Genomic DNA, 23419 nt, shown 5'->3' on the forward strand with positions numbered 1-23419 from the left:
GACCCCGCCACCCTCCGCATCGGCAACGCCTCCGGTTTCTACGGCGACCGCTTCGATGCGCTGCGCGAGATGCTGACCGGCGGCCCCCTGGATGTCCTGACCGGCGACTATCTCGCCGAGCTGACCATGCTGATCCTCGGCCGGGACCGTCTGAAGGACCCCACGCGCGGCTACGCCAAGACCTTCCTGCGGCAGTTGGAGGACGGGCTCGGGCTGGCCGTCGAGCGCGGGGTGCGGATCGTCGCCAACGCGGGCGGGCTGAATCCGGCCGGACTCGCCGATGCCGTACGGGAGTTGGCGGACAAGGTGGGGGTGTCCGTCCGTGTGGCGCATGTGGAGGGTGATGATCTGCTGGCGCGCGGGGGATGGGGCGAAGGGGTGCTGACCGCCAACGCCTACCTGGGCGGCGGGGGGATCGCGGCGTGTCTGCGGGCCGGTGCTGATGTGGTGGTGACCGGGCGGGTCACCGATGCCGCGCTGGTCAGCGGCGCGGCCCAGGCGCACTTCGGCTGGCGGCCCGGGGATCTGGACCGGCTGGCCGGGGCGGTGGTCGCCGGGCACGTCCTCGAATGCGGTGCCCAGGCCACCGGCGGCAACTACTCCTTCTTCGGCGCCCATGACCTGCTGCGGCCCGGCTTCCCGCTGGCCGAGATCGCCGCCGACGGCAGCGCGGTGATCACCAAGCACCCGGGGACCGGCGGCGCGGTCACCACCGGCACGGTCACCGCCCAACTGCTGTACGAGACTTCCGGCGCCCGCTACGCCGGGCCCGATGTGACGGCGCGGCTGGACACCGTGCGGCTGACGGAGGACGGGGCGGACCGGGTCCGGATCAGCGGGGTGCGCGGCGAGGCGCCGCCGCCGACCCTCAAGACCGGGCTGACCCGCCTCGGCGGCTGGCGCAACGAGGTCACCTTCGTCCTGACCGGGCTCGACGTGACGGCCAAGGCCGTGCTGGTCCGCCGGCAGATGGAGGCGGCCTTCGACGCGGCGGGCAACCGGCCCGCCGAGGTGCGCTGGACGCTGGCCCGCACCGACCACGAGGACGCGGAGGTCCAGGAGGAGGCGAGCGCCCTGCTGCGGCTGGCGGTGCGGGACGCCGACCAGGACGCGGTGGGACGGGTGGTCAGCGGCGCCGCGGTCGAGCTGGCGCTGGCCAGTTACCCCGGCTTCCATGTCACCGCGCCGCCCGGTAAGGGCACCCCGTACGGGGTTTTCGAGGCGGTGGCGGTGGATGCGGCCGGGGTGGGGCACGTGGCCGTACTGGCGGACGGCACCCGGGTCGCCGTCCCACCGGCCTCCGCAACGCGGGAGGTGGAGAGACCGCCCGATGCCCGGCTCCCCGAGCCGCTGCCCGCCGGGGCTACCCGGCGCGGGCCCCTCGGGCTGGTCGCCGGTGCCCGCAGCGGTGACAAGGGCGGCTCGGCGAACGTCGGCGTGTGGGCCCGCACCGACGAGGCCTGGCGGTGGCTGGCGCACGAACTGACCGTCGAGCGGTTCCGGCAGCTGCTGCCGGAGGCCGCCGAGCTGCCGGTCGACCGGCACGTACTGCCGAATCTGCGAGCGCTCAACTTCGTCGTCGACGGGCTGCTCGGCGAGGGCGTCGCGGCCCAGGCCCGGTTCGATCCGCAGGCCAAGGCCGTGGGGGAGTGGCTGCGCGCGCGGCACATGGACATACCGGAGGTGTTGTTTTGACCGTGCTCGCAACCGGGCTCGACACGGCGGGAGACGAGTACGCGGAGCGCCGCGAGGCGATGCTCGCGAAGCTCGCGGACGTCGAGGCCGAACATGCCAAGGCGACCGCGGGCGGCGGCGAGAAGTACGTCGCCCGGCACCAAAAGCGCGGCAAGCTGCTCGCCCGGGAGCGGATCGAGCTGCTGCTCGACCCCGATACGCCGTTCCTGGAGCTGTCGCCGCTCGCGGCCTGGGGCAGCGACTACCAGGTCGGCGCCTCGGTGGTCACCGGCATCGGCACCGTCGAGGGCGTGGAGTGCCTGATCACCGCCAACGACCCGACGGTGCGCGGCGGCGCCAGCAACCCCTGGTCGCTGAAGAAGGCGCTGCGGGCCAACGAGATCGCCTCCGCCAACCGGCTGCCGGTGATCTCGCTGGTCGAGTCCGGCGGTGCCGATCTGCCCAGCCAGAAGGAGATCTTCATCCCGGGCGGGGCGCTCTTCCGTGACCTCACCCGGCTGTCGGCGGCCGGCATCCCGACCGTCGCCGTCGTCTTCGGCAACTCCACCGCCGGCGGCGCCTACGTCCCCGGCATGTCTGACCACGTCATCATGGTCAAGGAACGCGCCAAGGTGTTCCTGGGCGGCCCACCGCTGGTCAAGATGGCGACCGGCGAGGAGAGCGACGACGAGTCGCTGGGCGGAGCCGAGATGCACGCCCGCACCTCCGGGCTCGCGGACTACTTCGCGGTGGACGAGCCGGACGCGCTGCGCCAGGCCCGGCGGGTGGTCGCCCGCCTCAACTGGCGCAAGCCGCAGCCCGATCCAGGACCCGCGGCGCCACCCGCGTACGACGAGGAAGAGCTGCTGGGCATCGTCCCCGGCGACCTCAAGGCCCCCTTCGACCCCCGTGAGGTCATCGCCCGGATCGTGGACGGCTCGGACTTCGACGAGTTCAAGCCGCTCTACGGGCCGAGCCTGGCGACCGGCTGGGCCGAGCTGCACGGCTACCCGGTCGGCATCCTCGCCAACGCCCAGGGCGTGCTCTTCAGCGCGGAGTCCCAGAAAGCCGCCCAGTTCATCCAGCTGGCCAACCAGCGCGACATCCCCCTCCTCTTCCTCCACAACACCACCGGCTACATGGTCGGCAAGGAGTACGAGCAGGGCGGCATCATCAAACACGGCGCGATGATGATCAACGCGGTGTCGAACTCGAAGGTCCCGCACCTGTCCGTCCTCATGGGCGCCTCGTACGGCGCCGGGCACTACGGCATGTGCGGCCGCGCCTTCGACCCCCGGTTCCTGTTCGCCTGGCCGAGCGCCAAGTCCGCCGTCATGGGACCCCAGCAACTGGCCGGCGTGCTCTCGATCGTCGCCCGCGCCTCGGCCGCGGCCAAGGGGCAGCCCTACGACGACGAGGCGGACGCCGGCCTGCGCGCCATGGTCGAGCAGCAGATCGAGTCGGAGTCGCTGCCGATGTTCCTGTCGGGGCGGCTCTACGACGACGGTGTCATCGACCCGCGCGACACCCGGACCGTCCTCGGCCTGTGTCTGTCCGCCCTCCACAACGCGCCGGTCGAGGGCGCGCGGGGCGGCTTCGGCGTCTTCCGGATGTGAGGCAGAAGTGATCCGTTCCCTCCTTGTCGCCAACCGCGGCGAAATAGTCCGGCGGGTCTTCCGCACCTGCCGTGAGCTGGGCGTCTCCACCGTCGCCGTGCACTCGGACGCGGACGCGGACGCCCCGCACGTCCGCGAGGCGGACACCGCCGTACGGCTCCCGGGCGACGCCCCGGCCGACACCTATCTGCGGGGCGATCTGCTGGTGCGGGCCGCGCGGTCCGCGGGCGCCGACGCGGTCCACCCCGGCTATGGCTTCCTCTCCGAGAACGCCGCCTTCGCCGCCGCGGTGACCGAAGCCGGCCTGGTCTGGATCGGGCCGCCACCCGCCGCCATCGAGGCCATGGCGTCCAAGACGCGGGCCAAGGAGCTGATGGCCGGGGCCGGGGTGCCGCTGCTGGCCCCCGTCGAGCCCGCACAGGCCACCGAGGCCGATCTGCCGCTGCTGGTGAAGGCGGCGGCGGGCGGTGGCGGCCGCGGTATGCGCGTGGTCACCGAACTGGCGGCACTGGAAGAGGAGTTGAAGGCTGCCGCTGCCGAAGCGGCATCCGCGTTCGGCGACGGGGAGGTGTTCGTCGAGCCGTATGTGGTGGGCGGGCGCCACGTCGAGGTGCAGATCCTCGCCGATGCGCACGGGACGGTCTGGACGCTCGGCACCCGCGACTGCTCCCTCCAGCGCCGCCACCAGAAGGTCATCGAGGAGGCCCCGGCCCCCGGGCTGTCCGACGAGCTGCGCACCACCCTCCATCAAGCGGCGGAACAGGCCGCCCGCGCCATCGCCTACCGGGGCGCGGGCACCGTGGAGTTCCTGGTCTCCGCGGACGGACGCGCGTACTTCCTGGAGATGAACACCCGCCTCCAGGTCGAACACCCGGTCACCGAGGCGGTCCACGGCCTCGACCTCGTCGCCCTCCAACTGCGCATAGCCGAGGGCCGCCCCCTGGACGCCGAACCGCCGCGCCCGCACGGACACGCAGTGGAGGCACGGCTGTACGCGGAGGACCCGGCGGCCGGCTGGCAGCCGCAGACCGGCACCCTGCACCGCCTGGAGCTGCCGGAAGGCGTCCGCCTGGACTCCGGGGTGACCGACGGCGACACCATCGGCGTCCACTACGACCCGATGCTCGCCAAGGTCATCGCCTGGGCGCCCAGCCGGGACGAGGCCGTGCGGAAACTCGCGGGCGCCCTGGAGCGGGCCCGTATTCATGGCCCCGTCACCAACCGCGACCTGCTCGTACGCTCCCTGCGCCACCCGGAGTTCACCGACCCCGCGGCGCTGGACACCGGCTTCTACGACCGCAACCTCCCCGCACTGACCAAGGCCGCCGACACCGGGGCGGACATCTTCGCGCTCGCCGCGGCCCTCGCCGACGCCCACGGCCGCTCCCGCTTCGGGGGCTTCCGCAACGTCCCCTCCGGCCCGCAGGTCAAGACCTACGCCTGCGCGGGCACCGGCACCACCGCCGGCACAGGCGCCGGATCCGGCACCGGCACCGCGTACGAGATCCGCTACCGGCTCGGCCGCGACGGGCTGTCGGCCGAGGACTTCCCCGGCGTCCGGCTGCTCGCCCTGGGGCCGGACGAGGTGGTGCTCGAAGTCGACGGCCTGAGAAGGCCGTTCGCGGTCGTCCGTTACGGCGACCGGGTCCACGTCGACGCGCCCCCCGCTCCCGGCGGGTCCGCCACCGCGCCCGCCTCCTACGCCTTCACCGCCTTGTCCCGCTTCCCCGACCCCACGGCCCGTACGGAGCCGGGATCTCTGCTGGCACCGATGCCCGGCACGGTCGTACGGATCGCGGAAGGCCTCACCGAGGGCGACCGGGTCGAGGAGGGCCGGCCCCTCCTCTGGCTGGAGGCGATGAAGATGGAACACAAGATCACCGCCCCGGCCGCCGGCACCCTCACCGCACTGCCCGTGCGTACCGGGCAACAGGTCGAGGTCGGAGCCCTGCTGGCGGTCGTGGCCGAGACGACGGAGACGACGGAGACGGCCGAGACGGCCGAGGCGGCCGAGACGGCCGAGGCGGCCGAGACGGCCGAGGCGGGCTGACCCACCGCACCGCATCGCACCGCACCTTCCGACCTCCCCCCGACATCCCCCCCCGGGCATCCCCCGGACCTCCCCCCGACCTCCCCCCCGACCTCACCCACCGCACACAAGGAGCCGTCATGAGCAGTGCCATGAGCAACCCTGTGATCGAGACCGAGGAACAGCGCGCCCTGCGCGACGCCGTCGCCGCGCTCGGCAAGCGCTACGGCCGCGACTACGTCACCCGCGTCGTGGCCGAGGGCACGCACACCGACGAACTCTGGGCGGAGGCCGCCAAGCTGGGCTACCTCGGCGTCAACCTCCCCGAGGCGTACGGCGGGGGAGGCGGCGGCATCGTAGAACTCTCCCTCGTCCTGGAGGAGTTGGGCGCCGCCGGCTGTCCACTCCTGATGCTGGTCGTCTCGCCCGCCATCTGCGGCACGGTCATCGCCCGCTTCGGCACCGAGGAGCAGAAGCGGACCTGGCTGCCCGGCCTCGCCGACGGCTCCCGCAAGATGGCCTTCGGCATCACCGAGCCGGACGCCGGGTCCAACTCGCACCGCATCACGACCACCGCCCGCAAGGACGGCACGGACTGGGTCCTCAACGGCCGCAAGGTCTTCATCTCGGGCGTCGACATCGCCGATGCGACCCTGATCGTCGGCCGCACCGAGGACGCCCGCACCGGCCGCCTCAAGCCAAGCCTGTTCATCGTGCCGCGCGAGACCCCCGGCTTCGGCCGCAGCCCGATCGCGATGGAACTCGCCGCCCCGGAGAAGCAGTTCGCACTGACCCTGGACGAGGTCCGGCTGCCCGCCGAGGCGCTGGTCGGCGACGAGGACGCCGGACTCCTCCAGCTCTTCGCGGGACTCAACCCGGAGCGGATCATGACCGCCGCTTTCGCCCTGGGAATGGGCCGATACGCCCTCGGCCGGGCCCTCGACTACGCCCGTACCCGCCAGGTGTGGAAGGAGCCCATCGGTGCCCACCAGGCCCTCGCCCACCCTCTCGCCCAGGCCCATATCGAGCTGGAACTCGCCCGGTTGATGATGCAGAAGGCGGCGCACCTCTACGACGCGGGCGACGACATGGGCGCGGGCGAGGCCGCCAACATGGCCAAGTACGCGGCAGCCGAGGCCGCCGTCCACGCCGTCGACCAGGCCGTCCACACCCTCGGCGGCAACGGCCTCACCCAGGAGTACGGCCTCGCCTCCCTGATCACCGCCGCCCGGGTGGCGCGAATCGCCCCGGTCAGCCGCGAAATGATCCTCAACTACATCTCGCACCAGTCACTGGGCCTGCCCAAGTCGTACTGAGTACGCCATGCTGCCGGTGCCGGGCCGGCGCCCTCAGACACCGCGCTCCGCCCCACCCGGCCATACGACATCAACCGGCAGCCCGGCATCGCGGGCCAGCTCCACGGTGTCGGCGGTGCCGCCCTTCCCCGTGGAGGGCACGCCGTCCCACACCGCCACAAGCCGGTCGGCCCGCTTGAGCAGTTCGCTGTTGGCCGCTCCGTACGCTTCCCGGTTCGCCGTGTCGTACGGCATGGTCACCACGTCGGCAGCAGCGGCCAATCGGTCAAAGGCAGCGGCATGATCGGGCTTGACCTTCGCCTGCCGGTAGTCCAGCGAGGGCAGGACGACGACCAGACGCCCGCCGGCTTCGACGACCGCCTCGGCGAACAGGGTGTCGGAGCCGCGTGCCAGGCAGGTGACCCCGGTCAACTCGCCCGCGCGGTGCTCACGCAGCAGTTTCCGCAGTGCCTCCTGCACCAGGGGCACAGTGCTCTCGGTGAGGTCCATGTGGCCGGTAACGGCGATGGTGGTCATGCTCTCCGTGTCTCCCTACGTTGCCAGCAGCTCGCGGATGCGATCCCGGGCCTCGCGGAGCGGTCCGGTGGCGTCCCTGCCGACCGTATCTGGGGAAGGGGTGTCGGGGCCGTTTGCGTTTCAAGCATGGGGAGGCCCCGGCCAACCCGGGGGTGGCCGGGGCCGGAGGCCGCGGAAGGTGGAACGTTGGCGTCGCTGACCCGGCCGGTCTAGGGCCGACTACCGACGCGCGCGGATGCGGCACCCATGAGGGCCCGCCCGTTAGCCATCGAGCGCGAGAGGCACGCCTCGACGGCATCCCGGCCGACGCCTGCCGGGATCGGGTCGAGGCAGAGCGTCACGCACGCGTGCCCACCGCGGGCGACCAGCTCGCGCCACTGCGCCGATGGTTTGGGCACTTCGAGTACGAACATCGGGTGACCGTAGTCAAGGGCTGTGATGCGCCCGCCGATCAGCAGGCGATCACCGATGTCCGGTACGAGTTCGTCGAGGTGCGACAGCTCCATCGCATCGGCCATACCCAAGAGGCCGTCCTCGACGGTCTCGCGCGTCTCGACCAGAGGCCGCGGGGAGGGATGGCCAATCAGCAGCCATGGAACGGCATCCTCGACATTTCGCACGCACTCGATCCACGTCGACACGACAACGCGGGCGATGAACCCGGGGCCCGGTATGGCCCGGACGGGGCGTGGAGTGACGGTCAACACGCCACCTCCGCCCACACGATTTTGCCGAACGGCCGGTCGTCGACACCCCACCGCTTTGCAAGGGCGTCCAGGATGAATAGGCCACGACCGCGGGCCCGAGTGACGGACTCGGGCTTGTACTCGGGGCGTTTGCGGCGCGGGTCGTGGACCTCGACCCGCACCAGTTCGATCGTGGGCACGATGACGACGAGTACGGAGTCGCCCGGTTCGGTCCCGTAGCGGTAGGCGTTCGTCACCATCTCGGAGGTGATGAGCCGTACGTCGTCGACTGTCGACTCGGCGAGGTTCGGGGTGTGTTGCGCCAGGACCTCGGAGACGAAGCGACGGGCCGCGGTGGGTGCTTCTGGGCTACTGGGGATCACCGCCTGTCTCGGCACCTCGGACGGCGGGTGACAGCACGCTTCCTGTAATGCATAAGGCCGCATGGTCGCCATGCAAACTCCCTACAGGCAGTGCCAAGCAGCGCAGCGCTTCGTGACGCCAACGGCTGGCACGGTCACTTTTCGTCAGATCAGAGTGCTCTCCTTCACATCTGATGTGCAACCCCCTCAAGGGTGAAATGAGAATTTGCATATGGCCGCGAGATTGCCCGTCGTACTGGGGGTTTGCCAGGTGACATGGTTGGAGTCCAAGCGGCAGACTGTCGGCCAGGACTCAGGAATGGAGGGGTACGTGAGCGCACCAACGGTCCGCCGACGCAGGCTCGGCACCAAGCTGCGCGCGTTGCGGGACGCCCTCGACCTCAAGCTCGAAGAGGTCGCCGAGAAGTCGGCCGGCCGCATCAACGTTCCCAAGCTGTCTCGCATCGAGACTGCCCGGAGCGCGGCCAAGCCGGCCGACGTTGAGATGTTGCTCGATCTGTACGGCATGGACGACGAGGAGTTGCGCGCCGCCCTGCTCGCCCTCACGCGCGAGGGCGCACGGCGCGGGTGGTGGCACAGCTACCGCGGCGTAGTGTCTCCGGTCTATGAAGACTTGATCAGCCTCGAGGCTGAGGCGACGAACATTCGTACATGGCAGATGGGTGCCATTCCCGGGCTGTTGCACACGGGCGAATACGCTCGGGAGATCATCACGGCAACGGCGATGTCGGCCGCTGTCGAGGGCAGAATCGATGCTCTGGTCGAGGTGCGTCTCGCACGCCAAAGCGTGCTGACTCGTGAACAGCCGCTCGATCTGTGGGCGATCATCGCCGAGGGCGCGCTACGTACGCGTGGCAACGGCGAGGGTGTGATGCACGATCAGCTGTCGCGTCTGCACTCACTGAGCAGGCGACCCAACATCAACATTCAGATTCTGCCGACGGACTCGCCACCCCACGTTGGGCAACTGGGGTCGTTTTCGGTCCTCGGATTCGAGGGGCATCCAGACCTCGATGTCGTCCACACGGAAAGCCTGACCTCTGCCCTCTACGTGGAGGAACGGGAACAGGTGGGCGTCTACCAGGACGCTTTCGAGCGACTGCGCGCAGCAGCGTTGCCGGTCGAGGCATCCGCCGATCGCATCGCAGAGATAAGGGATCAAGTATGAGCCACATTGACGACGCCTCGACGCTTGCCGTGGACTGGTGGAAGTCGTCGCGGTCCGACACCGGTGCACAGTGCGTCGAGTTCGGCATCGTCGACGGCGAGTCGGTCGCGGTGCGGGACAGCAAGAACCCGAACGGGCCCGCGCTGCTGCTGAGCCGCACTCAGGTGGCCGGCTTCGTTGACGCGGTCAGCGAGGGCCGGTTCAAGCAGTAGTCGAACAGCAGTGATGGAACGGCCTGTCCCGGGGTATTCGGGGCGGGCCGTTTGCCGTACTGGTGCCGTGGAGCCTACGGGACGGGATGGCCGTCTGGAACGTGATGGGGCGGGACCTTGGCGTGCGCGGCAAATTATGCAAGCACGCTTGATTGTTCTTGGTGTCGCTGTCACTCTCTGAAGGCCGCTAGTGCAGTGCCGCGAGGGGATGGAACTCATGTGCGCAGGAGTCCCTTTAGAGACGCCGAACCACATCCGGTGCGGAACCGCGTCGGTCAGCCGCGAGACGGTTCTCCCTCACGTCTCGCACCGGTCACTGGGACTGCCCAAGTCGTACTGAGTGCGCCATGCTGCTGCTCGTGCCGGCCGGCAGCCGAAGACCGTCCGAGCGGCCGACGGGGCGGACCTGTACCGCCCCGCCCGTACCCGCCCCGCCCCGCCGCACCCACCCTCGAAGGGAAAGGCCCCGGCATGGTGTCCCACGCGTCCCACGCTTCCCACGCGTCCCCCGCGTCCCACGTGTTCCGCAGCGAGTACGCCGACGTCGCGCCCGTAGAGCTGCCGATCCACGAGGCCGTCCTCGGGCGGGCGGCGGAGTACGGCGACCGGCCCGCCCTGATCGACGGCCTCGACGGCACCACCCTCGGCTACGACCGGCTGGACCACTTCACCCGCAGGCTCGCGGCCGCCCTCGCCGCGGCCGGGGTCCGCAAGGGCGAGGTGCTGGCCCTGCACAGCCCGAACAGCGTGCTCTTCCCCGTCGTCTTCTACGCCGCCTCGCGCTGCGGGGCGGCGGTCACCACCGTCCATCCGCTGGCCACCGAGGGCGAGTTCGCCAAGCAGCTCGGCGACTCCGGAGCCCGCTGGATCGTGACCGTATCGGGGCTGCTGGACACCGCGCGCGCCGCCGCACAGCAGGCCGGCGGGATCGCCGAGATCTTCGTCTGCGACCGGGCCGAGGGCCACCGCTCCGTACAGGACCTCGTCGCCTGCACCGACCCGGAACCGTCCGTCATCCTCGACCCGGCCGACGACCTGGCCGTCCTGCCCTACTCCTCCGGCACCACCGGCACCCCCAAGGGCGTGATGCTCACCCACCGCAGCATCGCCACCAACCTCGCCCAGCTCACCCCGCTGGTCTCCAGCGGCCCGGGCGACCGGGTGCTGGCGGTGCTGCCCTTCTTCCACATCTACGGGCTGACCGCCCTGATGAACGCCCCGCTGCGCAACGGCGCCACCGTCGTGGTGCTGCCCCGATTCGACCTGCGGCAGTTCCTCGCCGCGATCGAGAAGCACCGCATCACGGCCGTCTACGTCGCGCCCCCGATCGTCCTCGCCCTCGCCAAACACCCGCTGGTCGCCGACTACGACCTCTCCTCCCTGCGCTACCTCGTCTCCGCCGCGGCGCCCCTGGACGCCGAGCTGGCGGCGGCCTGCTCCCGGCGGCTCGGCCTGCCGCCGGTCCTGCAGGCGTACGGCATGACCGAGTTGTCGCCGGGCACGCACTGCGTCCCTCTCGACGCACCGAACCCGCCGCCCGGCGCCGTCGGCAAGCTGATCCCCAACACCGAGATGCGCCTGGTGTCCCTGGCGACCGGCGAGGACGTGCCGCCGGGGGAGAGCGGCGAGGTCCTGATCCGCGGCCCGCAGGTGATGAAGGGCTATCTGGGGCGGCCGGCCGAAACCGACGCGATGATCGATCCCGACGGCTGGCTGCACACCGGAGACGTCGGGCGGACGGACGACGACGGCTGGCTGTATGTCGTCGACCGCGTCAAGGAGTTGATCAAATACAAGGGCTACCAGGTCGCCCCCGCCGATCTCGAAGCGCTGCTGCTCGGGCATGACGCCATCGCCGACGCGGCGGTCATCGGCGTCGTGGACGCGGACGGCAACGAGGTGCCCAAGGCGTTCGTGGTCCGGCAGCGGGGGGCCAGCCTGAGCGAGGACGAGGTCATCGCGTACGTTGCCGATCAGGTCGCCCCCTACAAGAAAGTGCGCCGCGTGGAATTCCTGGAGAGCGTGCCGCGCGCCACCACCGGAAAGATCCTGCGGCGCGAACTGCGCGCCAGGGAAAGGAGTTCGACGCCCCGATGACCGACGCACCCGCCACGCCCCTGATCCCGCGCTCCCACGAGCACGGCATCACCACCCTCACCCTGGACTCCCCGCACAACCGCAACGCCCTCTCCACCCGCCTGGTCGCCGAACTCGGCCAGGCCCTCGCCGACGCCGCCGCCGACGACGCCACCCGCGCCGTCGTGCTCACCCACACCGGCGGCACGTTCTGCGCCGGCGCGGACCTCTCCGAGGCCACCGCGGGCGCCGCGACGGACGGGCCGCTCGGCCTGGCCCGGCTGCTGCGCAGCATCGTGGCGCTGCCCAAACCGGTCGTCGCCCGGGTCACCGGACACGCCCGGGCCGGGGGCCTCGGCCTGCTCGGCGCCTGCGACATCTCCGTGGCGGGCCCGGACACCACCTTCGCGTTCACCGAGGCCCGACTCGGCCTCGCCCCCGCCGTCATCTCCCTGCCGCTGCTGCCGCGGCTCGACCCGCGCGCCGCGGGCCGCTACTACCTGACCGGCGAGAAGTTCGGCGCGGCGGAGGCGGCCAGGATCGGCCTGGTCACCCTCGCGGCCGACGATGTCGACAGCGGCCTCGCCCCCGTACTGGACGGGCTGCGCAAGGGCTCACCACAGGGCCTGGCCGAGTCGAAGAAGCTGGTCACCGCCGAAGTGCTGGCCGCCTTCGACCGCGACACCGAAGCGCTCGCCGAACAGTCCGCGCGGCTCTTCGGCTCCGCCGAGGCCCGCGAGGGCATGACCGCCTTCCTGGAACGGCGGGCCCCGGCATGGGCGCGGTGACCCCGGCCCGCGGCCCCAAACAGCCCCAGCAGGAACGCAGCCGCGCCACCCGCCTCAAACTGCTGGAGGCCGCCGTCTCCTGCCTCGCTGAGCGCGGCTGGAGCGGCAGCACGGTCTCCGTGGTCGCCGAGCGCGCGGGCGTCTCGCGGGGCGCGGCGCAGCACCACTTCCGCACCCGCGAAGACCTCTTCACGGCGGCCGTCGAACACGTCGCGGAGAAGCGGCAGGGCGCGGTCAAGGCCGTCGCCCGCAATCTGCCGCCGGCCGGCTCCGTGGCCCGCACCTGGATCATCGTCGAGGAGCTGGTCGGCCTCTACACGGGCCCGCTGTTCCGCGCCGCGCTGCACCTGTGGGTCGCCGCCTCCGACGAGGAGCAGCTACGCGACCGGGTCACCGCCCTGGAGGCCAAGGTCGGCCGCGAGGCGCACCGCACGGCGGTGGCCCTGCTCGACGCCGACGAGACCGTGCCCGGCGTACGGGAAACCGTCCAGGGCCTGCTCGACATGGCCCGCGGCCTGGGCCTCGCCAACCTGCTGACCGATGACAAGACCCGTCGCGACCGGGTCGTCGAGCAGTGGGCGAAGATCATTGACGCCGTGCTTGCCCCTGCCGGGTAGGGCGCCTTCCCCCGTTGGCGTCTCGCCGTTGCTCCCCCACTGCCTAAAGGGCGTGGGAGGTACCCCCAACGGCGGCCGGGCCCGTCGCGCGGGGCCGTACGTGGCGACGGCTCCGGTGCGTCTTCGGCCCGTGCCGGCAGACGGGCCACCGGCACTTCGCCCGGTGGAGCCGGGACCGAGCCCGGCTCCACCGCGTCCCCCTCGACGCGGTCGGCACCCGCGGAAGATATCCGTGTCCTGGCCGGCGCATTCGTCGGCATCGCTGTGGCAGAGATCAAACCAGTCATCGCCCGACGCGGCTCGCCTCACGGCTCCGGGCTCGGGAATTCGCTGCACATATCAGTGCAAGATTTCGGCCCGCAACCTCTCATTCGGCGTCGCGATGTCCCAGTAGCGAGCTGTACCCCGCGCATTGCTGTAGATGCCCGTGCCGCCGGTGATGGCCATGTCCAGCGAGCTTTTTCCGCTGCCCCAGAGCGACTGCATTGTCAGAGAGCCGCGCTCAAGTTCTATCGTGATCAAGCACTGCATCGTGAGGTCTTTGCCATTGATGTGAACGACCTGACACGACCCGCCTCCACGTCCGACTCTGCGGCCGTTCCTTATGACGGTGCCGGAGTAGACGTCCATATCGCCCAAGCTTGGCCCTGCCGGGCCGAGATCAGTAGTCGCGTGCTGATCGTTCTGAATCTTGAGTTCGAGGACATCGGCTTGTCCCCCTTCCGGGGTATCGGCGTCTGCGCTGCCAACAGCACAGACGCCGACCAGAGCGGTGACCAGCGATACCGCAAAGAGCTTTATGAGCGCCGCTCTTGGGTTGCTGTTCCCCCGCTCCCCCCGACGCACGCCAGCGGTTCCCGGACTGCTGGTAACCATGGTGGTTTCTCCTCGCTGTGATCTCTGTATGCGAACACCTCGACGCTATGACTGGTGAGTTATCTTGTCTAAGATCAATATCGCTATGGCGGCATAGTTTCGGAGGTATGGTGGAGCTGAACTCGCTCAGGCAATTCCTGGCGGTGGCCCGGCTGGAACACCTCAGCCGGGCAGCCGACGAACTGCACGTCGCGCAGCCGTCGCTGAGTCGCACCATCGCCCGGCTGGAGAGCGAATTGGGTGCACCGCTTTTCGACCGGAGCAATCGGCTCCGGCTGAACGACGCGGGCAAGCTCTTCCGTGATCACGTCGAACGCGCTCTCGGTGAACTCCAGGCCGGACAACGCGCCGTCGCCGAGGCCACCAGCGACGGCCTGGGCACCGTGAGACTGGCGTCGGAAACCTTCCTCACCCTCACCGGCCCACTGGCGGCCTACAAGCGCGCCCATCCCGCTGTCGAAGTCGAGCTCCACTGGTCGCCGGCCGAGGACATGGCCCGCCGCCTGCGGGGCCAGGATGTCGACCTGTGTGTCGCTTCGCAGCCGATCCACGCCGAGGGCCTGGAAACAGTGCCACTGTTCGACGAGGCAGTGGGGGTGGGCATGCCACTCGATCATCCACTTGCAGGCCGTACGTCCGTGAGCATCCACGAACTCGCCGACCAGCCCTTCGTCACCGCCCGCGAGGGACACTGGCTACGCCGACTGCTCGATCAGCTCTTCGCCGCCCGAGGCCTCACCCCGAAGATCGTCTGCGAAAGCGACGAGCACAGCGCTATCGCGGACCTGATCAGCGCGGGACTCGGCATCGCTCTCGTTCCCTCGTTCGCCCGCCCCAAGGCCACACGTACTGCCCTCGCCTGGATACCCGTCGACAGCCCCGACTGCCGTCGCACGGTAACCCTGTGCTGGGGCGCAGGCAGCCACCTGCCGACCGCCGCCCGGCTGATGCGCACCACCCTCACCAGCTGGAACTGGAGTACCGGCAAGCCCGAGGAAAAGCGCTGAAGACCCGTTCCGGCCTCAGTTGCCCACGACGGCTTCCCGCTCGGGTCGCAGTCGTGAAGGCCTGTGAGACGGTCGGCAAGAGCAGCCGCAGCTGTGGAGCGGGCAAGGAGATCAACGGCCGCAAACGGCATCTGGTTCTGGTCGCCCGCCACCAGTCCCATGCTGCCGCGTACATCAAGGCGCTCCCCCCAGGCAACGGTTAGCTGCTCTTGGGCGTGACCGGGCTGAAGAGGGTGCTACCGGCGATCCCACCAGGCGGGCAGCTCCGGGACGTCGAGCAAGAACCCGCGCCGCCGACCGGGCAGCACGCCGATCGCCGACTCGGCGCGGTGGCGACGCTGGAAGTCGCGGGCGCCCTCGCCGTTCCGCTCGGAGAACCGAAAGGCCTTGCTTGCCTCGTGTGTGCGTCCGTTGCTGGGCTCCGTCCAGGCCACCTTGAGCCGCACCGTCCAGTGGCCCGGGCCCCGCGGGTTCTTGGCAAACGAGGTGCGCGCCGCGACGACCCTCCCCTCCAGGGCCGGGCCGGAGCGGCGCAGCCGTCGCAGGTGCCGGTGGTGCGCGAGGTGCAGCAGCCTGGTCCAGCCGATGACGGCGGCAGCAGCTCCGCCGATGCCGACCAGCGGGATCGCCGTGTCCACGGCGGCCGGGTCACCGGTCAGTGACCTTGCGAGGACGGCGGCAGCCATCGCGCCGAGAACAAACCCGACGAAGGGCGCGACAACCGCTCCCACCACCAGGAGCGCGATCCGGACGATCCGCAGGAGAGGCGATCCTAGTTCTCGCCCTCCCCGGCCGACTCCCGCCCGAGCAGCCACGTTCGCCCCCCCCACCAGCCTTTCCCGTCCCTCACCGGCACCCGACAGCCCCGCGCAGCGGACCCGCCCGCCGCTGGGGGTACCTCCCACGCCCTTTAGGCAGTGGGGGAACAACGGCGAGCCCAACCACGGCGAGACAGCCGACAACGTGGGACAACAGCCAAGCGCAGCGGTCAGCGAGGGGCGATGTCCCCGAACCCCGCGATCTCCTCCGGGCCGCGCGCCGCCGGCCCCACATACCGGGCCGACGGCCGGACCAGTCGGCCCGTCCGCTTCTGCTCCAGGATGTGCGCGCTCCAGCCGGCCGTACGGGCGCAGGTGAACATCGAGGTGAACATGTGCGCCGGGACCTCGGCGAAGTCCAGGACGATGGCCGCCCAGAACTCGACGTTGGTGGCCAGCACCCGGTCGGGGCGGCGGCTGCGCAGCTCCTCCAGCGCGGCCTTCTCCAGGGCCTCGGCGACCTCGAAGCGCGGGGCGTTCAGGTCCTTGGCGGTCCGCCGCAGCACCCGCGCCCGCGGGTCCTCGGCGCGGTAGACGCGGTGGCCGAAGCCCATCAGCCGCTCGCCCGCGTCCAGCGCCCGCCGGACGTACGCGGAGGCGTCGCCGGACCGTTCGATCTCCTCGATCATGCCGAGGACCCGGGACGGCGCGCCGCCGTGCAGCGGACCCGACATCGCGCCGACCGCGCCGGACAGCGCGGCCGCCACATCCGCGCCCGTGGAGGCGATGGACCGGGCGGTGAAGGTGGAGGGGTTCATGCCGTGCTCGGCGGCCGAGGTCCAGTAGGCGTCGACGGCCTTGACGTGCTGGGGGTCGGGCTCCCCGCGCCAGCGCTTCATGAAGCGCTCCACGACGGTCTCCGCCGTGTCGATCTCCTTCTGCGGCACCATCGGCAGGCCCGGCCCGCGCGCCGACTGGGCCACGTACGACAGGGCCATCACCGCGGCGCGGGCAAGGTTGTCACGGGCCGTCGCCTCGTCGATGTCCAGCAGCGGCTTCAGGCCCCACACGGGCGCGAGCATGGCGAGCGCCGACTGCACATCGACCCGGATGTCACCGGAGTGCACGGGAATCGGGAACGGCTCGGCGGGCGGCAGACCCGGGTTGAAGGCCCCGTCGACCAGCAGCCCCCAGACATTTCCGAAGGACACCTTCCCGACGAGATCTTCGATGTCGACCCCGCGATAGCGGAGCGAGCCGCCTTCCTTATCCGGTTCGGCGATCTCCGTCTCGAACGCGATGATTCCCTCGAGTCCGGGTACGAAGTCGGACATCAGGCAGCTCCTCAAAATGGGGACGGCAAACGGTCCGTGACCGGCTGCCGTGCGGTCGAGTCTTAGGCGTGCGGTGCGGTGCCGGCGCGGTTACGCGGCTGCGCCGGGCAGCTCGCGGTCCGTACCGGTCACGCCGGTGATGCCCCGCCAGGGCGTGGGTCACGCGGCGGTCTTGCCCGCAGTGGGTCGGACCGCGGGCGGGCAGGTGCGGTGTGGTGCGTCCCATCGGGCCGGACGGACACGATAGCTCTCCCCGTCCGGAGGCCACAGTGGGGCGCTCCCTCATTCTGGGGGGTCTCCCACCTGTCAGGAGGGGTGAGACTCGGCACAACGGTCGATCCGCCGACGGGAGGGTTACGCCAGGTCGACGAGGGGCAGACTTCCGCCCTTCCCGGCTGACCGCGCCGGATCCGATGCTGCAAGATGAGGCCGTGCACCCAGCCGACGCGCCTCATGCCGAGACCCCCGATCCCTCCTCCATGCGTGCGCACTACCGCGCCGAGGGACTGGTCGAGTCCGACCTCGCCGCCAGCCCTTACAACCAGTTCGCACGCTGGTTCAAGGACGCGACGGTGGCCGGTCTGCACGAGCCGAATGCGATGGTCGTCTCCACGGCGGACGCCGACGGCCGGCCGAGTTCACGGACCGTGCTCCTCAAGGCATTCGACGACCGCGGCTTTGTGTTCTTCACGAACTACAACAGCCGGAAGGGGCGCGAACTGGCCGAAAATCCAGCCATTTCGCTGCTGTTTCCGTGGCACCCGCTCGCCCGCCAGGTCGTGGTGACCGGCGTCGCGGAACGCATCGGCCGGGACGAGACCGCCGCCTACTTCCGCACCCGCCCGCACGGCTCCCAGCTCGGCGCCTGGGCCAGCGACCAGTCCGCCCCCGTCGCCTCGCGCGCGGAACTGGAGCGGGCCTACGAGGAATTGGCGGCCCGCTACCCGGAGGGCGAGCAGGTGCCGGCGCCCCCGCACTGGGGCGGCTACCGGATCGCCGCGGAAACGGTCGAATTCTGGCAGGGCCGGCTCAACCGTCTGCACGACCGGCTGCGGTATGTGCGCGAGCACGAGTCCTGGCGGGTGGAGCGCCTGGCGCCCTGACGCCGGGGCCCGGGGCCCGAGCCCCGGGGCGCAGGCCCTGGAGGGCCTGGACGACCTGGGGACCTGAGGGGCCTTGAGGACGCGGCGAGCGGGGGGAACGGCGTGGGGAACGCAGACGACCCGCGGGCTGTTTCCTCCGCGCTCGGTGGCGCAGAGGGCCGGTCGGACGAACCGGCAGCCCGCGGGTCGGGTGACTGCTTGGGATTGGCCGGCTGCGCATCTGCAGTATGCGCTGGTCCGGCGCTGCACTTCGGGTGAAGCGACGGGCCGCTAGCCCGCAGCCACCTCACGCGTCCGGTGCGAAATCATTGGCCGAACCACCTCCCTTCTCGTGTGCTCCACACATTAGGAAGACGGTCGGCCGCACACAAGGGAATTTCCCGTTAGCAACGATTTCCGCAAACCGGCTGTGGGGTGTGTCACGTTCCAGTTGAATGTTCCCAGGTGGAGCACGTGCGGCCGGGTTTCGTAAGGGGTGCCAGTGACTGCTTCGTCAGCTTCTTCCGCCTCGTCGGCGGCCCGCTGGTCCGCCGACGAGGCCGATGACTCGGGTCTGCTCGCCGCGCTCCTGGACGGGATGGACGCCGCCCTGGTCGCCTTCGCCGCGGACGGCACGGTCACCCACTGGAACCACGAAGCCGAACGCATCCTGGGGTGGACCACCACCGAAGCCGTCGGCCGTACGGGTCTGGCCGGCTGGGCGGTCCGCAAGGAGGACGCCGACGGGATCGACGCCGCACTCACGGCCGCCATGCGCTCCCCGGGCCGCCAGGTGCAGGAGTTCGCCCTGCTGACCAAGGACGGCCACCGCGTGCTCGTCCGCACCCAGGCCTCCGCGGTCCGCGGGCCCGACGGCCGGGTCGCGGGGGTGTACTGCGCCTTCAGCGAGGTGCACACCCAGATGGACCTGGAGCGGTCCATCGCGCTCAGCGAGGCGCTGTTCGAGGACGCGTCGTGGGGCGTGGTGCTGATCGACGCCGATCTGCGGCCCGCGGTCGTCAACGCACACGCCGCCCGCGCCCTGGGGGTGGGGCGCACCGCCCTGCTGGGGCGTCCCCTGGGCGAGCTGCTGGCACAGGGCGTCGAGGAGCTGGAGTGCGCCCTGCAGCACGTCCTCGCCGAGGGCGCGCCGCCGGCCGTCGCCGAGCTGTGGGTGACGCTGCGCTCCGAGGAGGCCGAGCTGCCGCGCCGGTGCTGGCGCAGCGGCTTCGTCCGGCTGGCCTCCCCGCTGGCGGAGGAGCCGGTGCCGCTGGGCGTGGCCTGGCTCTTCCAGGACGTCACGGCCGCCAAACGCGCCGAGCAGGACAGCTCCCTGCTGCGCTTCCGCGCCCATCAGCTCCACCGGGCCGGGCGGGCGGCCGCGGAGTGCCCTGACCCGGCCGAGGCCGCCGCGGTCCACCTCGACTTCGCCCTGGCGGGCTTCGCCGACCACGGCCTGGTCGACCTCGCCGCGACGCCCGCACCCCAGCCGTACGGGGCGGTCGCCGAGGACCCCTCCCCGTACGAGGACACCTCCCCCTACGAGGACACCTCCGATGCCGCGCCTGATGCCGCGCCCGATGTGGAGTCCGACGCCGAGCCCGCAGCCGAGGCCGCAGCGGAGGCCGAGGCGTCCGACGTGGACGGCGCCGGGCGGACGGCGGATTCCCCGGCGGCCACGAGCCGGCGTCCGCGGCGGTCCGCACCCCGGCTGGTGCGGACGCTGGCCTCCCCGGCGGGCTCGCCCGGTCCTTCGGAGCGGCTGCCGGCGACCGGGATCCCCACGCCGTACGTGCCGGGGCATCCGGCGCTCCAGGCGTACGAGCGGGGCGGTTCGGTGCGTACCAGCGCCGGTCCCGCCTCGTCGGAGGGCTGGGCGGCCGCCCGCAACTGGCCGGACGGCACCGTGCACGGGCTGTGTGTGGTGCTGCGCAGCCGGGGTCGCACGCTCGGTGTCGTGACGTTTCTGCGGGCGCCCGCGCGCCGCCCCTTCGACCGCGCGGACGCGGACTACGCGGAGGAGGTCGCGGCCCGGATCGCCGCGGCCCTCGACCTCGCGGGCGCGGCCTCGCTCTGAAGTGGGCTGTCCTCTACTGCCGGTAAAAGATCCGGTCCGCGTACTCGCTCATCACCCGGGCGTTCCAGTCGTGCCCGCCGTCGACGTTCCCCGAGCGCAGCAGCGGCGGGTCGATGCCCCGCTCGGCGAGGGTGCCCGCGGCCGTCGCCACCATGGCCTGCATGATCGCGCTGGTGACGACGGTGGAGGCGGGGGCGAACGGCGCGTCGATGCCCGGCAGGGTCAACTCCGCGTCGCCGACCGGGATCCGACTGTCCAGCACCAGGTCGCAGTGGTCCTTGAGGAAGCCGCCGGAGGCATGCCGGGACGTGGTCGTGTCCGCATAGGCCACCGACGTCACGCCGATGACCTTGATGCCGAGGGCGCGGGCGTTCCTCGCCATCTCCACGGGCAGCGCGTTCCGGCCGGAGAGCGAGATGATCACCAGCACATCGCCCGCCTCCAGCGGACTGGTGTCCAGGACGGCCCCGGCCAGCCCGTCGACCCGCTCCAGGGCGCTGCCGAGCGTCGCGGGCCGTACGTCCACGCCGACGACACCCGGGACGGACAGCAGATTCATGATCGCCAGGCCGCCCGCGCGGTAGACCGTGTCCTGCGCGGGGAGCGAGGAGTGCCCGGCGCCGAAGGAGAAGACCCGGCCGCCCGCCGCGACGGCGTCCGCGATCAGCTGCCCGGCCGCGGTGATCCGGTCGCCCTCGTCGTCGCGGACCTGCCGCAGCAGGTCGATCGCGGCGTCGAAGTACTTCCCGGCCAGCCGGTCGCTCCGGTCGCTCTCAGCCATGGACGCGGGCCCCTCTCGTCACGGCCGGGCCGTAGGGCGCGGCGCACGGCGCATCTCGTCGTATCTGATCAGTGGCGCGGATCACGTTGCGGTCCGGACCAGCGCCCTGTCAATACGGCCGTGGGGGGGGGGCTGCTCCGGAGACGAGGAGGCACCGTTGTCGGTGGGATGCGTCAGAATTGAGTTCAGGGCCACCGCACCACACATCGAGGGGCACGCATGTCCGGACTGATCGACACCACGGAGATGTATCTCCGCACCATCCTCGAACTCGAAGAGGAAGGTGTGGTGCCCATGCGCGCCCGCATCGCGGAGCGGCTTGAACAGAGCGGCCCGACGGTGAGCCAGACGGTCGCGCGCATGGAGCGGGACGGGCTGCTGACGGTCGCGGGCGACCGGCACCTGGAGCTCACGGAGGAGGGCCGCCGGCTGGCGACGCGGGTGATGCGCAAGCACCGCCTCGCCGAGTGCCTGCTCGTCGACGTCATCGGGCTCGAATGGGAGCAGGTGCACGCAGAGGCCTGCCGCTGGGAGCACGTGATGAGCGAGGCGGTCGAGCGCCGCGTCGTGGAGCTGCTGCGGCATCCGACGGAGTCGCCGTACGGCAACCCCATCCCGGGGCTGGAAGAGCTCGGCGAGAAGGCCGGGGGCGACCCGTTCCTGGACGCCGGGATGGTGAGCCTGATGGATCTGGACGCCGGGGCCGAGGGGAAGACGGCCGTGGTGCGCCGGATCGGCGAGCCGATCCAGGCCGACGCCCAGCTGATGTACACCCTCCGGCGGGCCGGTGTGCAGCCGGGCGCGGTGGTGAGCGTGACGGAGTCGTCGGGCGGGGTGCTGGTCGGCAGCAGCGGCGAGGCCGCGGAGCTGGACTCCGAGATCGCCGCCCATGTGTTTGTCGCCAAGCGCTGAAAGCAGTTTCAGCCTCTTTCCTTTCGGCGCTTCCGGCCGAAGCCTCCCCGCGAGCCCGCTGAACTGCGCCGATGCGCCGCTCAGCGGGCTCGGCAAGTTCTTTCCGGTTGAACGGACTTGTGCGAATCCGTGCGATACGGCCGGTCTCGTGTCACGCTGACGCATGGCCATGCATCGGCCTGTCCTGGCCGGGGAGGGGGCTCGGATGCACCCACAAATGACGGAGACAGTCAGGGCCCCGGCGCTGCGAGCAGCCGGGGCCCTGCCTCCCCATGTCCCCCACCCAAGACCCGGAGCCCCGAGCTCCCAGGGTCTTCCCCCACGGGCCCCCTTCCCGGTAGGGCCCGCCTCCCGGCAGATGTCTCCCCGTGGCGGACGCGGCCAATCCTTGAGTGAGGTCACTCGAACGAGGGGTATTGCGCGCCGAAACGGCGCGTTCGAATAGGGGTTCGATAGTGTGGAGCTGCTCAAGGGACGATTGGGGGTGCCAAGGCACATGGTGCAGCGCATCGATGTCACAGGGGCCGGCGGTGTAGGCCTCGCCGCCTGGGAATTCACCGACCCGCCCAAGATCGGCGGCGGGCTGGAGGAGAGCGAGCAACGGCCTGGCGTACTCCTGCTCCATGGCCTGATGGGCCGCGCCTCGCACTGGGCGGCCACCGCGCGCCGGCTGAGCGCGCGTCATCGTCCCGTTGCGCTGGACCAGCGGGGCCACGGCCGCAGCGAGAAGCCCGCCGAGGGGCCCTACGACCGCGAGGCGTATGTCGATGACGCCCTCACGGCCATCGAGCAGCTGGGCCTCGCCCCGGTCGCCCTTGTCGGGCACGCCATGGGTGCCCTGACGGCGTGGCAGTTAGCGGCCCGAAGACCGGATCTGGTCAGTGCGCTGGTCATCTGCGATATGCGGGCCTCGGCGCTCGGGGCGGCCTCGCAGCACGAGTGGACCGAATGGTTCCGGTCCTGGCCGCTGCCGTTCGCCACCCTCGCGGATGTCCGCAAGTGGTTCGGCGAGGACGACCCGACCCTGGAGCGGCCCAGACCCGCCCGCGGCGAGTTCTTCGCCGAGGTGATGGCCGAGCGTGCCGACGGCTGGCGCCCGGTCTTCTCCCGCCGGCAGATGCTCACCGCCCGCGAGACCTGGGTGCATGACGCTCATTGGGAAGAGCTCGCCCAGGTCTCCTGCCCGACCCTCGTCGTCCGCGGCCTCGATGCCGAACTGGGCCGCGCCGAGGCCATGGAGATGGTCCGGGTGCTGCCGCGCGGCGCCTACGCCGAAATCCCCGACGCCGGCCATCTGCTCCCCTGGGAACAACCCGACGCCTGGTGCGCCGCCATCGAGCCCTTTCTCCGTACGGCCACGATGCCCGGCTGAGAGGCGGATGGCCCGCGCGGCAAGGCGTTGCAGCGCTGCGGCGCGGGCCATGTGCTCCTCGACGGTAGGGACGGGGGAGGGGCGCGCCAGTCGGCCCGCCCCCGTCCGGCCCGCCCCCCGTCCCAGCCCGCCCCGCCCC

The 23419-nt window shown here is 71.2% G+C and carries 22 protein-coding genes; 15 read left to right on the forward strand and 7 right to left on the reverse strand.

The window, feature by feature from the left end; all coding sequences use genetic code 11:
- The first annotated feature begins 18 nt into the window (after positions 1-18).
- The 4 genes from ABR737_RS27685 to ABR737_RS27700 all read left to right on the forward strand — a co-directional run bounded on the left by ABR737_RS27685 (position 19) and on the right by ABR737_RS27700 (position 6635).
- A complete protein-coding gene (locus ABR737_RS27685) occupies positions 19-1695 on the forward strand; it encodes an acyclic terpene utilization AtuA family protein (RefSeq protein ID WP_350256941.1) in 1677 nt (558 codons plus the stop codon).
- Entirely contained in the window at positions 1692-3290 is a 1599-nt protein-coding gene (locus ABR737_RS27690) for an acyl-CoA carboxylase subunit beta (protein ID WP_350253135.1), read from the forward strand. The genes ABR737_RS27685 and ABR737_RS27690 overlap by 4 nt, the downstream gene beginning before the upstream one ends.
- A 7-nt stretch (positions 3291-3297) precedes the next feature.
- Positions 3298-5340 carry an acetyl/propionyl/methylcrotonyl-CoA carboxylase subunit alpha gene (locus ABR737_RS27695; RefSeq protein WP_350253137.1) on the forward strand — a complete coding sequence of 681 codons (2043 nt, stop codon included), beginning with the start codon at positions 3298-3300 and terminating at the stop codon, positions 5338-5340.
- 131 nt (positions 5341-5471) lie between these two features.
- On the forward strand, positions 5472-6635 hold the full coding sequence (locus ABR737_RS27700; protein WP_502964512.1) for an acyl-CoA dehydrogenase family protein: 1164 nt from the start codon (positions 5472-5474) through the stop codon (positions 6633-6635).
- Between the two features lie 33 nt (positions 6636-6668).
- Here the strand turns inward: ABR737_RS27700 and ABR737_RS27705 are convergent, their stop codons facing one another.
- The 3 genes from ABR737_RS27705 to ABR737_RS27715 all read right to left on the reverse strand — a co-directional run bounded on the left by ABR737_RS27705 (position 6669) and on the right by ABR737_RS27715 (position 8220).
- Entirely contained in the window at positions 6669-7151 is a 483-nt protein-coding gene (locus tag ABR737_RS27705; RefSeq protein WP_350253140.1) for a hypothetical protein, read from the reverse strand.
- Between the two features lie 209 nt (positions 7152-7360).
- Positions 7361-7858: a hypothetical protein gene (locus tag ABR737_RS27710; RefSeq protein ID WP_350253142.1), complete on the reverse strand. Its 498-nt coding sequence runs from the start codon at positions 7856-7858 to the stop codon at positions 7361-7363.
- Positions 7852-8220, reverse strand: a complete 369-nt coding sequence (locus ABR737_RS27715) for an ATP-binding protein (RefSeq protein ID WP_350253143.1) — start codon at positions 8218-8220, stop codon at positions 7852-7854. The genes ABR737_RS27710 and ABR737_RS27715 overlap by 7 nt, the downstream gene beginning before the upstream one ends.
- Positions 8221-8530: 310 nt before the next feature.
- Between ABR737_RS27715 and ABR737_RS27720 the strand changes: the two genes are divergently transcribed.
- From ABR737_RS27720 to ABR737_RS27740, 5 genes are all read left to right on the forward strand, one after another.
- On the forward strand, positions 8531-9388 hold the full coding sequence (locus tag ABR737_RS27720) for a helix-turn-helix domain-containing protein (protein WP_350253145.1): 858 nt from the start codon (positions 8531-8533) through the stop codon (positions 9386-9388).
- Entirely contained in the window at positions 9385-9600 is a 216-nt protein-coding gene (locus ABR737_RS27725; RefSeq protein ID WP_350253146.1) for a DUF397 domain-containing protein, read from the forward strand. The genes ABR737_RS27720 and ABR737_RS27725 overlap by 4 nt, the downstream gene beginning before the upstream one ends.
- A 471-nt stretch (positions 9601-10071) precedes the next feature.
- On the forward strand, positions 10072-11697 hold the full coding sequence (locus ABR737_RS27730) for a 4-coumarate--CoA ligase family protein (protein WP_350253147.1): 1626 nt from the start codon (positions 10072-10074) through the stop codon (positions 11695-11697).
- Complete coding sequence (locus ABR737_RS27735; RefSeq protein ID WP_350253148.1) at positions 11694-12464, forward strand: enoyl-CoA hydratase family protein; 771 nt, start codon at positions 11694-11696, stop codon at positions 12462-12464. Before ABR737_RS27730 ends, ABR737_RS27735 begins: the two co-directional genes overlap by 4 nt.
- Positions 12452-13081, forward strand: coding sequence for a TetR/AcrR family transcriptional regulator (locus ABR737_RS27740; protein ID WP_350253150.1), 630 nt, complete (start codon positions 12452-12454; stop codon positions 13079-13081). The genes ABR737_RS27735 and ABR737_RS27740 overlap by 13 nt, the downstream gene beginning before the upstream one ends.
- A gap of 339 nt (positions 13082-13420) precedes the next feature.
- Here the strand turns inward: ABR737_RS27740 and ABR737_RS27745 are convergent, their stop codons facing one another.
- Positions 13421-13957, reverse strand: a complete 537-nt coding sequence (locus tag ABR737_RS27745; protein WP_350253151.1) for an allene oxide cyclase barrel-like domain-containing protein — start codon at positions 13955-13957, stop codon at positions 13421-13423.
- Between the two features lie 107 nt (positions 13958-14064).
- On the opposite strand from ABR737_RS27745, the gene ABR737_RS27750 reads away from it, so the two are divergent.
- Complete coding sequence (locus ABR737_RS27750) at positions 14065-14964, forward strand: LysR family transcriptional regulator (RefSeq protein WP_350253152.1); 900 nt, start codon at positions 14065-14067, stop codon at positions 14962-14964.
- A gap of 53 nt (positions 14965-15017) precedes the next feature.
- Positions 15018-15167, forward strand: a complete 150-nt coding sequence (locus tag ABR737_RS27755; RefSeq protein ID WP_350257164.1) for a hypothetical protein — start codon at positions 15018-15020, stop codon at positions 15165-15167.
- A 33-nt stretch (positions 15168-15200) separates the two neighbouring features.
- Here the strand turns inward: ABR737_RS27755 and ABR737_RS27760 are convergent, their stop codons facing one another.
- Positions 15201-15650 carry a hypothetical protein gene (locus ABR737_RS27760; RefSeq protein ID WP_350253153.1) on the reverse strand — a complete coding sequence of 150 codons (450 nt, stop codon included), beginning with the start codon at positions 15648-15650 and terminating at the stop codon, positions 15201-15203.
- A 302-nt stretch (positions 15651-15952) separates the two neighbouring features.
- Positions 15953-17056: a citrate synthase 2 gene (locus ABR737_RS27765; protein WP_350253154.1), complete on the reverse strand. Its 1104-nt coding sequence runs from the start codon at positions 17054-17056 to the stop codon at positions 15953-15955.
- A 413-nt stretch (positions 17057-17469) separates the two neighbouring features.
- On the opposite strand from ABR737_RS27765, the gene pdxH reads away from it, so the two are divergent.
- Both pdxH and ABR737_RS27775 read left to right on the forward strand, forming a co-directional pair.
- Positions 17470-18159 carry a pyridoxamine 5'-phosphate oxidase gene (pdxH, locus tag ABR737_RS27770; protein WP_502964383.1) on the forward strand — a complete coding sequence of 230 codons (690 nt, stop codon included), beginning with the start codon at positions 17470-17472 and terminating at the stop codon, positions 18157-18159.
- A gap of 577 nt (positions 18160-18736) precedes the next feature.
- Entirely contained in the window at positions 18737-20215 is a 1479-nt protein-coding gene (locus ABR737_RS27775) for a PAS domain-containing protein (protein WP_502964513.1), read from the forward strand.
- Positions 20216-20228: 13 nt separating this feature from the next.
- Here the strand turns inward: ABR737_RS27775 and ABR737_RS27780 are convergent, their stop codons facing one another.
- Complete coding sequence (locus ABR737_RS27780; RefSeq protein WP_350253157.1) at positions 20229-20996, reverse strand: SIS domain-containing protein; 768 nt, start codon at positions 20994-20996, stop codon at positions 20229-20231.
- A gap of 219 nt (positions 20997-21215) precedes the next feature.
- Here ABR737_RS27780 and ABR737_RS27785 point away from each other — a divergent pair, with 219 nt between their 5' ends.
- The gene (locus ABR737_RS27785; protein WP_350253159.1) at positions 21216-21908 is read left to right on the forward strand and encodes an iron-dependent transcriptional repressor DtxR; all 693 of its coding nucleotides are present in this window, start codon (positions 21216-21218) and stop codon (positions 21906-21908) included.
- A 496-nt stretch (positions 21909-22404) separates the two neighbouring features.
- Positions 22405-23280: an alpha/beta fold hydrolase gene (locus tag ABR737_RS27790; protein WP_350253161.1), complete on the forward strand. Its 876-nt coding sequence runs from the start codon at positions 22405-22407 to the stop codon at positions 23278-23280.
- Positions 23281-23419 lie beyond the last annotated feature (139 nt).

This window comes from Streptomyces sp. Edi2 (assembly GCF_040253635.1).
Taxonomy (GTDB): domain Bacteria; phylum Actinomycetota; class Actinomycetes; order Streptomycetales; family Streptomycetaceae; genus Streptomyces.

Coding starts and splice junctions, on each gene's coding strand:
- ABR737_RS27790 (WP_350253161.1), top strand. CDS start 22,405: ATGGTGCAGCGCATCGATGTCACAGGGGCCGGCGGTGTAGGCCTCGCC.
- ABR737_RS27775 (WP_502964513.1), top strand. CDS start 18,737: ATGGACGCCGCCCTGGTCGCCTTCGCCGCGGACGGCACGGTCACCCAC.
- ABR737_RS27700 (WP_502964512.1), top strand. CDS start 5,472: ATGAGCAACCCTGTGATCGAGACCGAGGAACAGCGCGCCCTGCGCGAC.
- ABR737_RS27745 (WP_350253151.1), bottom strand. CDS start 13,957: ATGGTTACCAGCAGTCCGGGAACCGCTGGCGTGCGTCGGGGGGAGCGG.
- ABR737_RS27740 (WP_350253150.1), top strand. CDS start 12,452: ATGGGCGCGGTGACCCCGGCCCGCGGCCCCAAACAGCCCCAGCAGGAA.
- ABR737_RS27750 (WP_350253152.1), top strand. CDS start 14,065: ATGGTGGAGCTGAACTCGCTCAGGCAATTCCTGGCGGTGGCCCGGCTG.
- ABR737_RS27765 (WP_350253154.1), bottom strand. CDS start 17,056: ATGTCCGACTTCGTACCCGGACTCGAGGGAATCATCGCGTTCGAGACG.
- ABR737_RS27735 (WP_350253148.1), top strand. CDS start 11,694: ATGACCGACGCACCCGCCACGCCCCTGATCCCGCGCTCCCACGAGCAC.
- ABR737_RS27730 (WP_350253147.1), top strand. CDS start 10,072: ATGGTGTCCCACGCGTCCCACGCTTCCCACGCGTCCCCCGCGTCCCAC.
- ABR737_RS27705 (WP_350253140.1), bottom strand. CDS start 7,151: ATGACCACCATCGCCGTTACCGGCCACATGGACCTCACCGAGAGCACT.
- pdxH (WP_502964383.1), top strand. CDS start 17,470: ATGCTGCAAGATGAGGCCGTGCACCCAGCCGACGCGCCTCATGCCGAG.
- ABR737_RS27785 (WP_350253159.1), top strand. CDS start 21,216: ATGTCCGGACTGATCGACACCACGGAGATGTATCTCCGCACCATCCTC.
- ABR737_RS27780 (WP_350253157.1), bottom strand. CDS start 20,996: ATGGCTGAGAGCGACCGGAGCGACCGGCTGGCCGGGAAGTACTTCGAC.
- ABR737_RS27760 (WP_350253153.1), bottom strand. CDS start 15,650: ATGGCTGCCGCCGTCCTCGCAAGGTCACTGACCGGTGACCCGGCCGCC.
- ABR737_RS27725 (WP_350253146.1), top strand. CDS start 9,385: ATGAGCCACATTGACGACGCCTCGACGCTTGCCGTGGACTGGTGGAAG.